This is a genomic window from Psychrobacter sp. H25 (genome assembly GCF_059076335.1).
The window spans coordinates 2684020-2700813 of sequence record NZ_JCACRV010000001.1 but is presented as its reverse complement, the minus strand read 5'-3'; the positions used below and the strand labels follow the sequence as shown (position 1 = coordinate 2700813).

Here is a 16794-nt window from a genome sequence, read left to right as displayed (position 1 = left end):
ACCATTGACCGTAGGTAACAACCCATGACAATAGAAAATGACGCTGGTCTATAACCACAAAAAACTGGCCACATTGAGCCAGTTTTTATCAAAATCTACGATTAAAGATTAACCGCTACAGCTGTAACTCACTGATATCAGCTACAGTCAAGAACAGCGCGCGAACCTGCTTTAATAGTGCCAAGCGGTTATTCTTCAATGTTGCATCGTCGCTATTGACCATGACATTATCAAAGAACTGTGTCAGTGGCTCATCTAAGCTCGCTAATGTCTGCAATACTTGGGTGTAGTCTGCTTGCTCAAGCAACGGTTGTACCCTCGTCTGTGCTTGCTTCACATTTGCATATAGATTTTGCTCAGCAGGCTCAGACAATAGCGCTTCATCAACCGTGTCAGCAACCTCGGTTTCTGACTTGGCCAATATGTTGGCTACCCGCTTATTAGAGTCAGCCAACATCGACGCTTGTGACATCTCGCTAAATGCTTGTACGGCACGGATACGCTGATCAAAATCGAGCGGCATATGCGGATTAATCGCTTGCACTGCCTGAATCGTATCAACGCTGACGCCTTGCTCTGTATACATCGCACGATAGCGCGAGTTTAAGAACGCCATGACCTGAGTAAAGGTATCGCCCATCTTAGCAATCTTGCTGCCTTCGGCATTGCTATAGGCTTTGATCGCCTGCTCAACGAGCGCTACCAAATTAATCGGCAACTGCTTTTCAATCAAAATACGCAAAATACCAATGGCAGAACGACGTAAGCTAAACGGATCTTTTGAGCCCGTTGGTGCTTGGTCAATGGCAAAAATACCAACCAATGTATCTAAGCGATCAGCCAATGCTAAGCAAATACCAATTGGTGTTTGCGGCAGCACATCACCACTGAACTTGGGCAGGTATTGCTCTTCTAAGCTTGCCGCAACTGCTTCAGGCTCCTCATTCAAACGCGCATAATACGTGCCCGCGATACCTTGCAATTCAGGATACTCACCAACGAGCGAGCTGGCCAAATCTGCTTTTGACAAAATACCAGCGCGTACGGTGTCATCAACATTGATGTCGTGACCTTGCTGCTGCATCAAAGTAGCAATAAATGCTGCAAGCTTAGCAATACGCTCAGACTTCTCCCAAATCGTACCCAATTTGTCTTGGAATACGCGCGTTTTTAGGCTTTCTGTGAGCGCAAACAATGGCTGCTTTTGATCTTGTAAGAAGAAAAACTCAGCATCAGCCAAACGTGGACGCACAACTTTTTCGTTGCCTTCAATGATCTGGTTAGGATCTTTTGATTCAATGTTAGTGATAAAGATGAAATACGGCTGCAGCTTACCTGCTTTGTCGGTCAAGCAAAAATACTTTTGATCGGCTTGCATAGTCGAGATAAGCGCTTCTTGCGGCACTTGTAAAAAACGCGCTTCAAAGCTCGCTCTTAGTGCAATGGGAAAATCAACCAACGCGGTCACTTCGTCCAGCAAGTCCTGCGGTACGATAGCGTCCGCATTGACCTCACCTGCCAATGCTTTGACTTGGTTATTGATCAGCATTTGGCGTTTATCAAAATCTACCACGACCTTTAGACTGTCTAGCAATTGCTCATATTCATTGGCATGAGCGATGTTATGATAGTCAGGGCTGTGGAAACGGTGGCCACGAGTTTGCGAGCCTGTTTGGTGCCCTTGAATAGTCGCATCAATAACAGCAGCATCCTGCATCAATACTGCCCATTGTACGGGACGGACAAACTCATTGCGGCTGCTACCTGAGCGCATACGCTTGGCTATCGGTAGGCTATCTAATGCTGTCTGAAAAATAGCTGGCAGTAGCTCCGTAGTTGCTTGACCAGTGATTGTTTGCTCAAAGCCGACATAGTCACCTTTATCGGTATTAATCGTCGTAAGCTCGCTGGCGTCAATACCTAGACCTTTGGCAAAACCCATGGCTGCACGGGTTGGATTACCCTCTGCATCAAAAGCGGCTTTGATTGCTGGTCCGCGTTTTTGCTCAGTACGATCAGGCTGCTTGTCGCTAATGCCCTCGATTTGAATCGCTAAACGGCGCGGCGCGGCAAAGGCTTTGATGCTGTCAAAGCTGATATCAGCGTCAGTCAGTTGCTGGGTGACACTGGCTTGTAAGGCATCACGTAATGGCTTTAGGCTTTTTGGAGGTAGCTCTTCACACCCCAGTTCAAATAGAATAGTACTCATGGGATGCTCCTATTTTTTATTAGTAGATTGATTGTTGTCAGTGTCTGCTGCTTCTTTTGGCAGATACTTCTCAAGTGCCTCGGCACGGTGTGCTTCATCTGCCAATGGGAAACCCAATTTGGCACGAGCTTCGACATAACCGATGGCAACTTTGCGCGCAAGCGTACGCACACGTAAGATAAAGCGCTGACGCTCTGTGACCGAGATTGCACCGCGGGCATCAAGCAAGTTAAACGCATGAGAGGCTTTTAATACCATCTCGTAAGCAGGCAATGGCAAGCCAGCTTCGACTAACTTGTCGGCTTGCTGTTCATAAAAGTCAAACATCTCGCCCATCATTGGCACATCAGCGTGCTCAAAGTTATAGGTCGACTGCTCAACTTCGTTTTGATGGAACACATCGCCATAAGTAACACGGCCAAACTCACCATCTGCCCATACCAAATCATAAACGCTATCAACGCCTTGCACATACATAGCCAAACGCTCAAGACCATAGGTAATCTCACCTGTCACTGGGAAGCATTCAATACCGCCGACTTGCTGGAAGTACGTGAACTGCGTCACTTCCATACCGTTTAGCCAAATCTCCCAGCCCAAGCCCCAAGCGCCTAGCGTCGGTGATTCCCAGTTGTCTTCCACAAAACGCACATCGTGCACCAACGGGTCAATACCAATGGCACGTAGTGAGTCTAAATATAGCTCTTGAATGTTAGGTGGATTTGGCTTTAGCACCACCTGAAACTGATAGTAATGCTGCAAGCGGTTTGGGTTGTCACCATAGCGCCCATCGGTAGGACGACGTGATGGCTGTACATAAGCTGCGTTCCAACGCTCAGGACCTAACGAGCGCAAAAAAGTTGCCGTATGAAAAGTGCCTGCGCCGACTTCCATATCATAAGGCTGCAATATAACGCAGCCTTTATCAGCCCAATAATTCTGCAGGGTTAGGATTAAGTCTTGAAAGGTCATCGGTTGAGAGTTTTTATCTTGTGTCATTGGGGTTGTCGCTTCGGATGTCATAGTTTGGGTATTCATAGTAAAGCCACTGTGAAATGAGTATTATTAACTAAATCTCTGATAGCACTCGCCACGCATTTTGGCAACGACTCTATTTGCCTGCTCACCTTACTAAAAATTGACTATTTTATCCATATTTACGTCAACTAAATTTGCATTGTGAACACAAACACGTCGCTATATGACTGTTTTTTGGTCGAATAATCACGAAAGGCAAATTATCATTAAAAGATGTGGTTAGAGATATGGTTAAGATAGACAAAAAAATACCCAAATGCGTGAGCATTCGGGCAGGAGGAAAGTTGTATCTTGGGCATCCTGATTATTCAGGCTTTTTATTTTTAAGGTACTGCTGTTCTTTTAACTGCATTTACAACTTAACGTTTTAACTTAGCGCTTTTAAATTCTAATTTCAAAACCTGCCAAAACACACTTACTGGTAAGACCCACTGCTGGCTTTTGGCATGATTATCCACAGTATGAGGTAAATCAAGATACCAGGTACTGCTGCACTCAACGATGAGATAATCACAAAAAGCAATCTAACCCACGTTGGCGACCAACCAACATACTCTGCGATCCCGCCCATTACGCCCGCTATCATACGATTGTTTTGTGAGCGATGTAATTTTGCTAACTTAGCCAAACTAAATACCTCTCTAACGTTTGTTTTTATATGTTTATTCTTTTTTTGCTTTTTTCTATATGTCAAAAAAACTTTGTGTTGCTAACTTATGAATAAGTATATCAACTCTTTAGTATTTATCTGTTGACGCTGTAGACGTACTTTGTGAGTTTATGATACCTAAGCTTACCCTAATCTGTCATAACTGCGCGCAAACCCCTGATTTTAAATAGTTATTTCAAAATGTTTCAAAATCACCTTTGTTGCTTAATCCTTACAACAACACCTTCCAATTCTTATTATTTTTTAATTTAATCAAAGAGATAAACAGTAATTTAATAACGAAAATAACCATCAATAGCTATCAAAAAATCTTCATCTGCCCAACCAGTTACCAGTAAATTACCAGCAAGCCACGCCCAACTTGCCATTGATAGATTCAATAAACTGTCCATTCAAAATAGCAAGTTGAAGATAGAATAATATGCAAAAAAGTCAGATATAGGTCAGGGTTACAATAACCTACCTGCAAATCCACCCAAACCTTTATACCATGCTGATAAACAACTCAGACTTTAGAAAACTCATCACAAAACTGAGACAGACTATAAAGATAAAACAAAAATAAGGATGACTATGTACGATACGGGATTGATGATTGGACATTTTGAGCCGCTACATTTGGGGCAAATGCGTAGCATATTAGAAGCAGCAGGACAGGCAAAAACCTTACACATTGTCATTATGGCGCATCCTTCCCCGCATCCAGATTTTGCTATTACGTTACAAGATAAGGCACGCTGGCTACAGATGGCCTGTGCAGACCTGCCATTTATTCATATTCATACGACTAATGAGCTCGAGTTGCCTCTTCATGAGCATCTTTATGATAGTAGTGAGGATATCCGTATTGATGTGGCTGCTAGCAACGCTAAATTGCAGCGTTTGATAGACGCACTAACACTACCTGCAGAGACCGTATTGTTCATAGCTGAAAACCACCCCCTTACGCAGAGCGATATACAGGATCAATTACTGTTTCCAGTTATCACCACTACGCTACAACCTGAGTTTGACTCTTATGCGATTGCTCGTGATCCAGTCGCCCACTGGTCAGCGATTCATCCAGAAGCCCGCGCTAACTATACCAAGACCGTTGCTATCGTTGGTGGGGAAAGCTCAGGTAAGACGACACTGGTACATAAGCTGGCTAATTATTACGGTGCTAGCTTTGCACTGGAGATGGGTCGTTTGTATGTCGGCACAGACTTGGGTGGTAGCGAAGTTGGCTTACAGTATAGTGACTATGGGCCGATTTCGCTTGATCATGCCCAGGCGATACGAGAAGCCAAAGTCCATGCAACTGCGCCTGTCACCATCGTTGATACTGACTTTGTGACCACGCAGGCATTTTGTGAAGAGTACGAGGGTCGCACCCATCCTTTTGTGGCTGCCTGTATTGATGAGTTTCGTGTAGACCACACCATTATGCTGGATAACAATACGCCGTGGATCGATGATGGCATGCGCTCTTTGGGTACGCCTGAGGCACGTGGACGGTTTGAACAGCGTCTGGTAGATATTTTTGCCCGTCACGATATCATACCGCATATGATAGACCAGCCTGATTATGATGCTCGTTATCAACAAGCGTTATTGTTTATCGATCAACATGTCTATGGCAAAAAGCCATAAAAAATTCAGAGTATATTTATAATAATTTATTTACGAGCGCATGTTATTCAGCTAGCGCATGAAAGTTAGCAACATATTGATATTAGTATTTATTTTAGAGGAAAAAATTATGCGTATTCAACTATTGGACAACATTACCGGAAAATGGGCAATGCAATGGATTATCATCTGGTTTATTTGCGGGGTCATTGCCTTGTCCGCAGGGTTTTGGCTCACCACCGACCATACCACGCTTGATTGGTTTTATTTGGCTGTCTCATTTATTGGCTTGGTTTGTGTGGTCTCGCTATCATTTCGCAAAAACGTCATGGGCAATGGTTTTGGGATGGGGGCAACCGCAGGTGAGGTTATCGTACAGGCAACGTCTGGCGCAGTGGGCTTAATGCTGGCACCACTTTTTAACTTTTTTACACACGTCTACGGTATTTTCTATTGGTCCAAGCACACGGATCCTGATGGCGATATGATCCCCAAGTCAGCGAGCAAAGCGGTTTGGTTGATCACTGCAACATTTATCATCATTGGTCTTGCGCTATTCCCTACTATCAACGATCTGCTAACGAGCTATGGCTATGCGGTCGTAGAAGATGACAACAGTAAATTTTTAGGGTTTATCTCCTTTTTTTGGATCAACGTCATTGCATTTGTGTTATCTATTACTGCACAGGCTGCCATGATTTTGCGTTACTCGTTTAACTGGTGGCTATGGATCATCGTGAACTTTGTCTGGCTCATTGTGAATCTCATGTCTGGTAACTATATTTTTGCTATTCAAACCATGGTTTATCAGGTCAATGCATTCGTCGGTCTGTACGAGTGGCATCGTAGCGAACGCGGTTAATAACATCAGTTACAAAAAACTGTATTAGACTTTAAGACACATAAGATTTGAAAATACATAAAATATTGAGTCAAATGTTGCCAACATGACATTAGCAACCTGTCCAAATTTGACTGTACCGTCTATGAGATAAAATGGTAGATACACGCGATTAATGCTACAACTGATATCAAACATCATATTGATATTTGAGTGAGTAACAAATATCAGCCCTCTATTTTAATCACTAACAGGGAGGTTAGTATGTCACGTCATCAACCCAAAATGTCTAAGCGTACGCTTGAGCAATGGCTTAGTGAGTACTCTGTCAGTCATCAGAACTTGGTCAATAAGAAAATCCATTGGCTATGTGTACCAACGATTTTTGTCAGCCTGTTAGGTATGGGCATGTCACTGTCTGTTTGGTTTACCTTAGTGCTCAGCGCCTTAGTGCTACTGTTCTATATGCGCTTATCGACGCCGCTGTTTTTGGCGATGGGTATGTTTATTCTTATCTGTTTGTCAGTAATGGCAGCTATGCCTTGGGGATTTAAGGCATGGGCAGCTGTCTTTATCGTCGCTTGGATTGGGCAGTTCATCGGTCATAAAATCGAAGGCAAAAAACCTTCATTCTTTAAAGATCTACAGTTCTTGATGATCGGTCCAGCATGGGTAGCCGACAGTTTAATGCAGCGCAAATAGCTATTATTCTGGCTGATGAATTTCGTAAATACCAAATTTTGCAAACATTCAGTATCGCTGCGCCGTCTTTAACCTTTATCATCAATAAAAAAAGCGCCACCTAACAATCAGGTGGCGCTTTTTTATATGTACTTAATCTAGGACGTTTTTTAAGTAAAAACAATAACGCCCTATATTTTAAGCACCAAAAACTTTTAGACGCTCGTCAACTGGCTTGAACGCTTTATCGCCTGCTGGCTGCTCGATTTTACCAAATACCAACTGGGCTTTGAGCTCCCAGTCTGCATCGATGTTCCAAGTGCTTGCAACTTTTTGATCAATCACTGGATTGTAGTGCTGTAAGTTTGCGCCAACCTCAATACTTGCAAGCGCCGTCCAAATAACGTACTGGTGCATTGCATTGGTCTGGGTTGACCAAATCGGAAAATTATCAGCATATAAAGGTGCCGCTTCTTGCATGCCTCTGACGACAGCCTGATCTTCAAAGAACAACACCGTACCAGCACCCGCTCTAAAACCAGCAATTTTATCTTTGGTAGATTTGAATGCTTCCTCGTCACCGACGATTACGCGCAATGCATCTTCAGTCATGTCCCACAATTTATGATGGTCATCACCGAATAACACCACAATGCGTGTTGACTGTGAGTTGAACGATGATGGTGTATGCAAGATAGCATGCTCCACTACTTTTACAACTTCATCATTAGATACTGGTAGCTGGTCGCTAAGGGCATAGATTGAACGGCGTTTTTCTGCTAACTGCTGTAATGTTTTTAGGTCTGACATAGTGTTGCTCCACGTTGTTAATATTAATAGTTGTTGGTATAAGTTATCGTTTTTTCTTTATTATAGGCTTAATGGTATTAAACCCATATGTCGTTTTTATCAAAAAAAATTATGAGTGTTCGTTGGATGGAAACTATCATTCGTGACGTTATCCTTTGAACCCTTCAGGCAATTCTGGCGCCACAAGACGGTTCATATCAGAATCGATCTCACCAAAGCGTTCATGACCATTGTTCCAATCGCTAATCGATTGCTTGAGCGCTTCTTTATTGTCAGCGACAAAATTCCACCACAGCAGTACCTTGTTATTCAAAGGCTCACCGCCAATAAACATCAGACGTGTGCCTTTTTTTGCTACCAATCTTATGCTGGTACTATTGGCGACATCTGTACGATGAAAACGTAACAGCTGGTTTTTTTGATAGACCTTACCTTCGGACTCCAGCTCACCAATAATAACCAAAACACCGTACTCGAAGCTGGCTTCTAAATCCAGTGTCACATCCCCATCTTCTAGGAAGTGCACATCGACACCGACCATCTTAGAGTACTGCAATGTTGGCGCTTGATAGTGCTCGCCTGAGGCAGCTGTATAGTCACCTGTGGTCAGAGTCAGCTCAACATTGTTTTCAGTCCATGTTGGCAGCTCTGGATAATGATTGAAACTGCGTTCAATCTGTTGGTCAGTAGGTAGGGCTATCCACAGCTGTACCATGTTCATATTGCGTATAGCTGTGCTTGAGTCAGTATCGCCTACATCATCACGTAAAAAGACGCTTTGTTCTGTGTGACTGATGCCTTGATTCAGTCCAGTACCTGCCGTCATGACATTAACTTGGTGTTTGGTGATGACTTGCTCACTACCTAAGCTATCTTTGTGTAATATCTCACCCTCTATCATCCAACTAAAGGTCTGTAGATTGGTGTGCGGATGACGTCCAACTTGCACCCCTGAATCATCTGACGCGAATTCGACCGGACCTGCATGATCCAAAAAGCACCAAGCACCGATGGGTTGTTTGCCTTTGTTCGGTAGCAATCGAGCGATAGGAACGCCGCCAACATCTGTCAATCGTGGCTCTAAAGTGCTAATAGTCATGACCCACCTCTTGGTATCTATAACATCAATACGGTTATTAATAATGAGTTGTTGATCGCTATCGTTTCTCTATAAAAAAGCAGTACTTCTTATAAAAAAAGCGGTACTTCCATCACCAATACTGTTGCAGCTGCTGGCACATCCATCGTAAAACTCTCAGTATCCCAAATACCCAAACCATCTCGACTGGCCAGAACATTATTATCTATCACGACTTGACCACTGATAACAAAAACATAGACACCGTTGCTAGGGTTTTTTAGTTGATAACTGCTCATCACCCCTTTATCAAATTCCCCTATGCTAAACCAAGCATCTTGATGAATCCAAACGCCTGCATCGTCAGCATTAGGCGACAGCACTTGATTGAACGCATTGGGTTGCATGATATCGCCCATAGGTATTTGCTGATATCGAGGGGCCACACTCATTTTATTTGGTATTACCCAAATTTGTAGAAACGCCATGTCCTCTTCATTATTACCATTCATTTCACTATGAGTAATGCCCGTACCTGCTGACATGACTTGGATCTCACCAGTCTCGATCATGCCTTCATTGCCGATATTGTCTTTGTGTGCAAGCTTGCCAGATAAAGGAATACTGATGATTTCCATATCACGGTGCGAATGCCTACCAAACCCATGACCACCAATGACAAAGTCATCATTGAGGACACGTAGAGCACCAAACCCCATACGCTCCCGGTTATGATAGTTAGCAAAGCTAAAGCTATGACGGCTTTTGAGCCAGCCATGATTGGCATCACCACGTGAGTCTGCTGCATGATAGATCGTTTTCATAATTTATCCTTAGCTATCAACACGTTTATCAGCTATGTATTTATTATTAATTAACGTCATTGAACAATAGATTCATTATAATTGTTGACTACAAAGAGATAAACAAGGATAAATGCAATTAACTATTCTCACTTTTAGAACAATCATAAGGTACCGATAATGGGACAACTAGAAGATATGGCGATGTTTGTACGCATTGTCGAAGCAGGTAGCATTACCAAAGCGGCTGAGCAGTTAAATATCGCAAAGTCAGCCGTGAGTCGCCGCCTCAAAGAATTAGAAACACGCCTAGGCAGCCAATTGATCAGCCGTACCACTCGCCACTCTAAATTAACTCAAGCAGGTGAGCAGTATTATCAGCAGGTAAATCATATCTTGCGCGCAGTCGATGCGGTCAACGAGCGTACCAGCGATGCACCTATGCGTGTCGAAGGCACGCTCAAAATGACAGCACCATTATCGTTTGGAGTCAGGCATCTAAATGATGTGATTGATGAGTATGCTAATCAGCACCCCAACCTAAGATTTGATTTAGATTTTTCTGATCGGCGTATCGACTTGATTGAAGAAGGCTATGAGTTGGCAATTCGCATCGGCGATCTGCGCGACTCTAGCTATCAGGCAAAACAGTTGGCGTTGATACGCTGTGTGATTTGTGCCAGTCCTGACTATCTGGCAAGGATGGGTGTACCCGAAACACTAGATGATTTGGACAATCATGAGCTGTTGCAATATAGTCTTGGTCAGACGAACAGTATAGAGCTAGTGGATGCTGAGGGCAAAAAACATTACCGTACTATCGATGCCAAAATAAAAGCCACTAATGGCGAGTTCTTAGTTGATTTGGCGGTAAAGGGACACGGCATTACCTTTGTGCCCACGTTTATTGCCTACAATGAACTGGCACGAGGTGAACTCGTACCTGTCTTCCAGCAGTACCAGTTGCCTGTGTTAAAAGCATATGCCGTTTATCCAAGAAACCGATTCTTATCGCAGCGTTGTCGTTATTTGATTGACTTTATTGCAGAGCGATTCGGCGATCATCCCTATTGGGATGAGTATTGATAGCACTATTAAATAGAACTGTAAGGGTTACGCTTCAATGCTCTTACCCTCTTTCATCCGACTAATCGTCAGCCCCGTAAAGCCAAACAGCAGCGTCAGTAACAGTGACAAATAACAGAAGAACGCATAAGGTAGATACTCTAATACTGGCACCCCTAGTGCCTGACTGATAAACACCCCGCACACACTCCAAGGCACCAGTGGATTAATCACCGTTCCTGCATCCTCAATCGTCCGCGACAAATTCTTCGGATGCAATTGCAGGCGCTCAAACGTCGACCGAAAGGCCGTACCTGATAATAGAATACTCAAATACTGCTCACCGATTAATACATTGATACTGAGCGCCGACATCGCCGCCGCAAAGATCGCTCGTCCTGAAGTGGTCAGTGTCTCTTTAATACCTGACAGCAGTGCTGGCAGAATCCCTAATGCCGTTAGTAACCCACCTAAACTTAGTGCCAGTATCACAATCGCCTGGGTAAAGAACATACTCTGTACACCGCCGCGCGACAGCATACCACCGACCTCCCCTAGCTCTAATGACTCAGCGGGTGCATATCCTGCAAACAGATACCCACCCAACTGACCAAAGCTTGGCGAGCTGTGTACATAAGTGATGATTAGTGCTGCTGCTATGGTACAAATAATCGTATAAATCGCATTAACCCGAAACAGTGCCAATCCTACCAATATCACAAAGGGTAGTACCGAATACCCATGTACCAAACCACTGTCTATCAGCTGTCCTTGTAATATAGTCACTTGACTCAGATCAGCGCTGGTCGTCTGCCCTGAGAACATCCAAAACAAGATGACTGTCAGTATCCATGCCGGTACAGTGGTATACATCATATTACGAATGTGCTCAAACAAATCAATACCCACCACTGAGGACGCAATGGTACAGGTGTCAGACAAGGGCGACATCTTATCACCGAAGAACGCGCCTGATACTACTGCCCCCGCCGCTATAGCCACATTGGCATCAAAGGCGTTACTCATCCCAATAAAGGCCACACCCAATGTGGCAGCAGTCGTCAAACTACTGCCTAGAGCAATACCGATAATAGAGGTTAAGACAAAGGCAGAGATATAGTAGTACTCAGGCGATATCAGCTGAAAGCCCACATACATAAGCGTGGGAATGGCCCCTGACATCATGAGAGCCGCCACCATAAGACCAATAAAGAAGAATAGGTAGATGGCACCGATACCGCGCATGACACCTGAGGCCATTTGCGCTTGCATGTCATCAAAGCTGAGTCCTTTAACCATACCGATAGCTAGCAATACACAGATGGCAAGGATAAGAGACAGGTGCGGTACCCAGCCAAAGCCAATCATGGTGATGCCCATAATAGCGATGACGATGGCGGATATAATAAAGGCGAGCTTGGCGCTGATCTCGGTGAGGGGTTTTGGTGGCATGAGGTGCCCTTATGTTGCCTACAGGTTTAAACTACGTATATGTCTAGGTTTATACGCCTGATCTGTCGCGATCATGACGGCTACTCTCTTTTGCTCTGTAGAAATTCCATTTTGACTTGCTATGTCTCTACTAGCTGCTTAGCTTATTTTTCAAGACAAATTTTAAGCATAAAAAAAAGCCTCACTATGAAGTGAGGCTTTTTGCGCTTTTTCAAGCCATATTTGGAGCGGGAAAAGAGATTCGAACTCTCGACCCCAACCTTGGCAAGGTTATGCTCTACCACTGAGCTATTCCCGCTTATTATCAGATCGTCGTGTTGTTAACAACTACTTCGTCTCGATAGGCTGGCTATTCTAGCAAATATTCTGTATGTGTCAACACCTTTTTTAAAATTTATATCTAATATTATCAACTAAGCCCCCTATAGTTTAGGTAAATAGACACAAACAATTGATTTAACAAAATAATTTATTTTTAAAAAATATAAATTATTTTGCATTAAATATCACAAACTACAGTCTCGCCCTGATGCTTCCTGCTATTACAACTTTCTATTCATCTAGTACTTTTCTTTCATATGGACTAATACAACTCTTATAAAAAAGAAGCAAAATCAGACCTTACTCACAGCAACATCTTGCTCACTTACAATCATAGGCTCTATTGTTACTTTTTCTACCTTGGTTTTAGTCAGTTAACATTATTATACTTATCTACAATAAGAGTTCAGGTAGACTTTCACTATCTATATGGATGAACAAACGTCAATAAAAGAGCAATAACAAACAGCGTTGTCATCTATTTTACTGTTATTTATTTTGTATGATTTTAATTTTACCGCTTATCGAGAGGATATTTTTATGAAAAAATTATTGACCACCACAGTGATGGCGGCTTCGTTGTCGGCACTGACATTAACCGGTTGTACGAGTACCACCAATACGGGTGCCGTTGGTGTTGATCGCCAGCAGTTATTATTGGTCTCTAGCGAGCAGGTGCTACAGCTATCAGCACAGAGCTACGCGCAGACATTACAAGAAGCAAGATCAAAAGGCGTGTTAGATACCAACACGGCTCAGCTCAATCGCCTAAAGAACATCGCGAATCGTTTGGTTGGTCAAGTAGGTGTTTATCGTACAGATGCGGCAAAATGGCAGTGGGAAGTCCACACAATCAAATCTGATCAGCTAAACGCCTTTGTAATGCCAGGCGGTAAGGTTATGTTTTATTCAGGTATTATCGATCGTCTAAACCTGACCGATGACGAGATTGCCGCTATTATGGGTCACGAAATCTCTCATGCATTGCGCGAGCACTCACGTGAACGTATCTCACGCGAGTATGCCACTCAGACAGGTATCGGTGTGGCAGCTAGCATCTTTGGTCTATCACAAGGTCAAGCTCAGATCGCAAGCGTAGCTGGTGATCTAGGGTTGAGCCGTCCGCACAGTCGTACTCAAGAAAGCGAAGCTGACCAAATCGGACTTGAGTTAATGGCGCGTGCAGGCTATAACCCGCAAGCTGCTATTACGCTATGGCAAAAAATGCAGCGTGCCAGCCAAGGCGAGCCACCTCAATTTTTGAGCACTCACCCAACGAGCAGCAGCCGTATCTCTGAGCTACAGTCGTTGATGCCAAAGGTTACGCCACTGTACCAACGATCGCGTCGTTAATACCTGATCGATTAATTACTCTGATGCATACTTAAGAGGCAAAGCTCAAGAGATGAAGCTCAAGAAGCTAAACTTAAGAAGCTAAGTGTATATAGTCTATAAAAGCAAAGTACAGCCAGTGCGCCGTGCTTTGCTTTTTTACTTGGCGCTAGGCATTGTATGCTTTTTAATCGTACGCTATACCGACTGCTGTCTCTGCTATAATGCCAGTAGATATCATTTGCAGATTGCCAATAGACTTGGGCAATATATATTGAAGGATTGTTATGAGTACCACACCTACCGCCGATGCACTTCATACTGAACTACAAGCGCTAGAGCCGCAGTATATCGAGCTAATCAATGAGTCGATGTCCCATGCTGGCTACTTTGAAGGCAAAGAGAGCCACTTCAAACTGACTATCGTCAGTGATGCTTTTGAAAGTAAGCGACTGGTCGGGCGTCACCAACTAATATATGGGTTAGTCAATTCCCTATTAACCTCACAAGGCGGTCAGGTACATGCGCTAGCCATTCACGCCTATACGCCAACAGAGTGGCAAGGTCAAAGCCCAGACAGTCCATTATGTGCGGGTCAAAACAAATAGCATGATGCACGTTTATAAAAATCAAACAGTTTAAATATGCCCGCATATCATAATGCAAAAGGGAGCAAGATTCGATGAAACATCTACACATGTTAATGGCAGCGCTGACCGTTATATTATTTCTATACCAAAGTTATTTAGTACTGAGCGCTGACAGGCGTGCACCGCGTGTGGTCAAAATAGCCACTCATATTATCTACGCTGTGCTCATCTTGTCAGGTGCCATAATGCTGATGCAGTTAATGAGTGCTAATGCCCCTGTACAGTGGGTGTTTGCTAAGATTATTTTGCTTGTTGCTGCTATTAGCTCTAGCATCAAAGCCTTTAATGCTAACGCAACCCCTGTTCAGAGAAAAACAGGCATTCTTATTGCTGCAGTTGCCTATCTTGGCATCGTGATACTTGCCTTTGCCAAACCAGCAAATTTATTCTGATTGTCTCTACCCTTTTAGTGAGTATTCGATATTTTTTAATATCTTAATGATGCGGTATTTGTTATCTTAAATAGACATAAATACAATCACTTAGCCTAATGGAGCCCTCATGAAAACGTTTACGACAGCGACCCTACTGGCAGCAGCTGGCATCTTTGCGCTCTCAGGCTGTGCTTCTACTGGTAATGTCACACCGCAATATGTCCCGCCAAGCACTTATCAAAATTATAATTGCCAAGCACTCAGTCAAGAGTACGCGCGCGTCAACCGTTATGTTGAAGCCGCTCGCAGTGAGCAATCTACCTTGTCAACTTCAGGCGTGGGTGTGGGCATTTCTGCAGGACGTTGGGGTATCTCTCCCAATATCAGCTTTGGTGTTGGCAAAAGCAACAACACCAAAGCACGCGATGCAAAACTCTCGCGTCTCTATGGTGAGCGTGATGCGATTGTCCAATCTGCTCGTATTCAGCGCTGTAGCTTTGCCAATGGCATCAAAATTTATGGTGAATAAAATCAAGCAAAAGCTCTCTACATAATTGAGACAGTGCGATAACAAGAAAAAAGCCAATACGCGATCCGCATATTGGCTTTTTTCTTGTTATCGCTTTTATGAGCACTGTCCTAATTTGACGCATACTGCTTTACTAAGCGCTACGCCTGCAAGCTTTGCACCCACTGCACTATTTGATGGCTTGGCAGTGCGCCTGATTGACGCGCAATCTCCTTGCCATGCCTAAAGGCCACCATCGTTGGCAGGCTGCGAATATTATAAGGAGCAGCAGCTTGCTCGTATTTATCCGTTTGCACTTTGGCAAAGACCACTTGCGGCAATTGACCAGCAGCCGCTTTGAATTCTGGTGCCATCATAATACATGGCTGGCACCAGCTCGCCCAAAAGTCTACGATGGTTAATACATCATTTTTTTGAATGACTTTACTGGTCGTTTGCGCGTTCAGCTCATGTGGACTGGCAGTCAATAATAGCTGGCTACATTTACCACATTTTGGTGCAGCACTTAGCCGTGCGGCAGGTACACGGTTGGTTGCTTGACACTGCAGGCATACTAAATGGAAACTTTGTTCGCTCATCATCTGATTCCTATTTTAATTATTCTAATCACTTTACTTTTTATAAGTTCGATATTGGTATTTATAACCCAAGCTCAACGTATAATCTACGCAGACAAATAATTTTAGCACAGTTCACTATTTTCCTTCTCTATGCTATTTGCTGTGCCACACCGCTATAGACATAGCTCATCGGTCGTGGACCAGGCAAATACGCTTCGCTCAATTTATCAATAGCAAACCCACCCGCTCTGATCAATGCTGGAATATCACGGTCTAAGTGACAACCGCCTGCTATTGGTTTCCAAAAAGGTGTCAAACGATGCTGCCAACGCTCAACAGTCAAGTCTGGTGCTAGCCCGTGCTCACAAAATAACAAGCGTCCATTAGGTTTTAGCACACGTGCCATTTCTTGAAGTGCAGCTACTGGATCGTCGATACTGCATAGGGTAAAAGTCATCACGATGGTATCGAATTGATCAGTTTTGGCATGAATACCTTGTACATCGACGGCTATTACCTCAACTGGAATATCAATGTTAGCCGCTCGCTCATGTGCAAGTGACTGCATTTGAGCTGCTGGATCGACACCGACAATGGCAGAGACTTTTTTGGTATCGTAAAATTGTAGATTCAGACCGCTACCAATGCCAATCTCCAACACCTCGCCGAACGCTTGCGGAACAATTTTGGAACGCGCTTTCATCACATTGCCTGTACTACAAGCGACATCTATCATTTTTGGTAGTACATAGCGCTCATATAGGTTCATT

Annotated in this window: 17 protein-coding genes and 1 tRNA gene; 8 read left to right on the top strand and 10 right to left on the bottom strand. The window is 43.7% G+C overall.

Translation table 11 applies throughout. The features are described 5' to 3' along the window. Window positions 1-115: 115 nt before the first annotated feature. From glyS to AC5JPO_RS11035, 3 genes are all read right to left on the bottom strand, one after another. A complete protein-coding gene (glyS, locus tag AC5JPO_RS11045; protein ID WP_443525705.1) occupies window positions 116-2209 on the bottom strand; it encodes a glycine--tRNA ligase subunit beta in 2094 nt (697 codons plus the stop codon). A 9-nt stretch (window positions 2210-2218) separates the two neighbouring features. Then, window positions 2219-3181 carry a glycine--tRNA ligase subunit alpha gene (glyQ, locus tag AC5JPO_RS11040; RefSeq protein ID WP_443526048.1) on the bottom strand — a complete coding sequence of 321 codons (963 nt, stop codon included), beginning with the start codon at window positions 3179-3181 and terminating at the stop codon, window positions 2219-2221. A gap of 481 nt (window positions 3182-3662) precedes the next feature. Then, entirely contained in the window at window positions 3663-3875 is a 213-nt protein-coding gene (locus AC5JPO_RS11035) for a PspC domain-containing protein (protein WP_443525704.1), read from the bottom strand. Between the two features lie 609 nt (window positions 3876-4484). Between AC5JPO_RS11035 and nadR the strand changes: the two genes are divergently transcribed. From nadR to AC5JPO_RS11020, 3 genes are all read left to right on the top strand, one after another. Continuing rightward, entirely contained in the window at window positions 4485-5549 is a 1065-nt protein-coding gene (gene nadR, locus AC5JPO_RS11030) for a multifunctional transcriptional regulator/nicotinamide-nucleotide adenylyltransferase/ribosylnicotinamide kinase NadR (protein ID WP_443525703.1), read from the top strand. Window positions 5550-5658: 109 nt separating this feature from the next. Beyond that, window positions 5659-6390 carry a nicotinamide riboside transporter PnuC gene (gene pnuC / locus AC5JPO_RS11025; protein ID WP_443525701.1) on the top strand — a complete coding sequence of 244 codons (732 nt, stop codon included), beginning with the start codon at window positions 5659-5661 and terminating at the stop codon, window positions 6388-6390. A 243-nt stretch (window positions 6391-6633) separates the two neighbouring features. Beyond that, entirely contained in the window at window positions 6634-7071 is a 438-nt protein-coding gene (locus tag AC5JPO_RS11020) for an Mpo1 family 2-hydroxy fatty acid dioxygenase (protein WP_443525699.1), read from the top strand. Between the two features lie 177 nt (window positions 7072-7248). Here the strand turns inward: AC5JPO_RS11020 and AC5JPO_RS11015 are convergent, their stop codons facing one another. From AC5JPO_RS11015 to AC5JPO_RS11005, 3 genes are all read right to left on the bottom strand, one after another. Further along, window positions 7249-7860 carry a nitroreductase family protein gene (locus tag AC5JPO_RS11015; RefSeq protein WP_443525698.1) on the bottom strand — a complete coding sequence of 204 codons (612 nt, stop codon included), beginning with the start codon at window positions 7858-7860 and terminating at the stop codon, window positions 7249-7251. 148 nt (window positions 7861-8008) lie between these two features. Continuing rightward, window positions 8009-8959, bottom strand: coding sequence for a pirin family protein (locus AC5JPO_RS11010; protein WP_443525697.1), 951 nt, complete (start codon window positions 8957-8959; stop codon window positions 8009-8011). A gap of 89 nt (window positions 8960-9048) precedes the next feature. Then, the gene (locus AC5JPO_RS11005; RefSeq protein WP_443525695.1) at window positions 9049-9762 is read right to left on the bottom strand and encodes a pirin family protein; all 714 of its coding nucleotides are present in this window, start codon (window positions 9760-9762) and stop codon (window positions 9049-9051) included. Window positions 9763-9921: 159 nt separating this feature from the next. Here AC5JPO_RS11005 and AC5JPO_RS11000 point away from each other — a divergent pair, with 159 nt between their 5' ends. Then, the gene (locus tag AC5JPO_RS11000) at window positions 9922-10827 is read left to right on the top strand and encodes a LysR family transcriptional regulator (protein ID WP_443525693.1); all 906 of its coding nucleotides are present in this window, start codon (window positions 9922-9924) and stop codon (window positions 10825-10827) included. A 27-nt stretch (window positions 10828-10854) separates the two neighbouring features. On the opposite strand, the gene AC5JPO_RS10995 is transcribed toward AC5JPO_RS11000, so the two are convergent. Both AC5JPO_RS10995 and AC5JPO_RS10990 read right to left on the bottom strand, forming a co-directional pair. Next, a complete protein-coding gene (locus AC5JPO_RS10995) occupies window positions 10855-12258 on the bottom strand; it encodes a Na+/H+ antiporter NhaC family protein (RefSeq protein ID WP_443525692.1) in 1404 nt (467 codons plus the stop codon). Window positions 12259-12481: 223 nt separating this feature from the next. Further along, window positions 12482-12556, bottom strand: a tRNA-Gly gene (locus tag AC5JPO_RS10990). 563 nt (window positions 12557-13119) lie between these two features. On the opposite strand from AC5JPO_RS10990, the gene AC5JPO_RS10985 reads away from it, so the two are divergent. From AC5JPO_RS10985 to AC5JPO_RS10970, 4 genes are all read left to right on the top strand, one after another. Then, on the top strand, window positions 13120-13932 hold the full coding sequence (locus AC5JPO_RS10985) for a M48 family metallopeptidase (RefSeq protein ID WP_443525690.1): 813 nt from the start codon (window positions 13120-13122) through the stop codon (window positions 13930-13932). Window positions 13933-14198: 266 nt separating this feature from the next. After that, entirely contained in the window at window positions 14199-14519 is a 321-nt protein-coding gene (locus AC5JPO_RS10980) for a BolA family protein (RefSeq protein WP_443525689.1), read from the top strand. A gap of 74 nt (window positions 14520-14593) precedes the next feature. Then, on the top strand, window positions 14594-14953 hold the full coding sequence (locus AC5JPO_RS10975; protein WP_443525688.1) for a SirB2 family protein: 360 nt from the start codon (window positions 14594-14596) through the stop codon (window positions 14951-14953). A gap of 109 nt (window positions 14954-15062) precedes the next feature. After that, window positions 15063-15464 (top strand): hypothetical protein, encoded by a 402-nt coding sequence (locus tag AC5JPO_RS10970; protein WP_443525687.1) that lies wholly within the window; start codon window positions 15063-15065, stop codon window positions 15462-15464. A gap of 140 nt (window positions 15465-15604) precedes the next feature. Here the strand turns inward: AC5JPO_RS10970 and trxA are convergent, their stop codons facing one another. Beyond that, window positions 15605-16042, bottom strand: coding sequence for a thioredoxin (trxA, locus tag AC5JPO_RS10965; RefSeq protein ID WP_443525686.1), 438 nt, complete (start codon window positions 16040-16042; stop codon window positions 15605-15607). A gap of 130 nt (window positions 16043-16172) precedes the next feature. Continuing rightward, on the bottom strand, window positions 16173-16793 hold the full coding sequence (locus AC5JPO_RS10960; protein WP_443525685.1) for a class I SAM-dependent methyltransferase: 621 nt from the start codon (window positions 16791-16793) through the stop codon (window positions 16173-16175). Window position 16794: the final 1 nt, after the last annotated feature.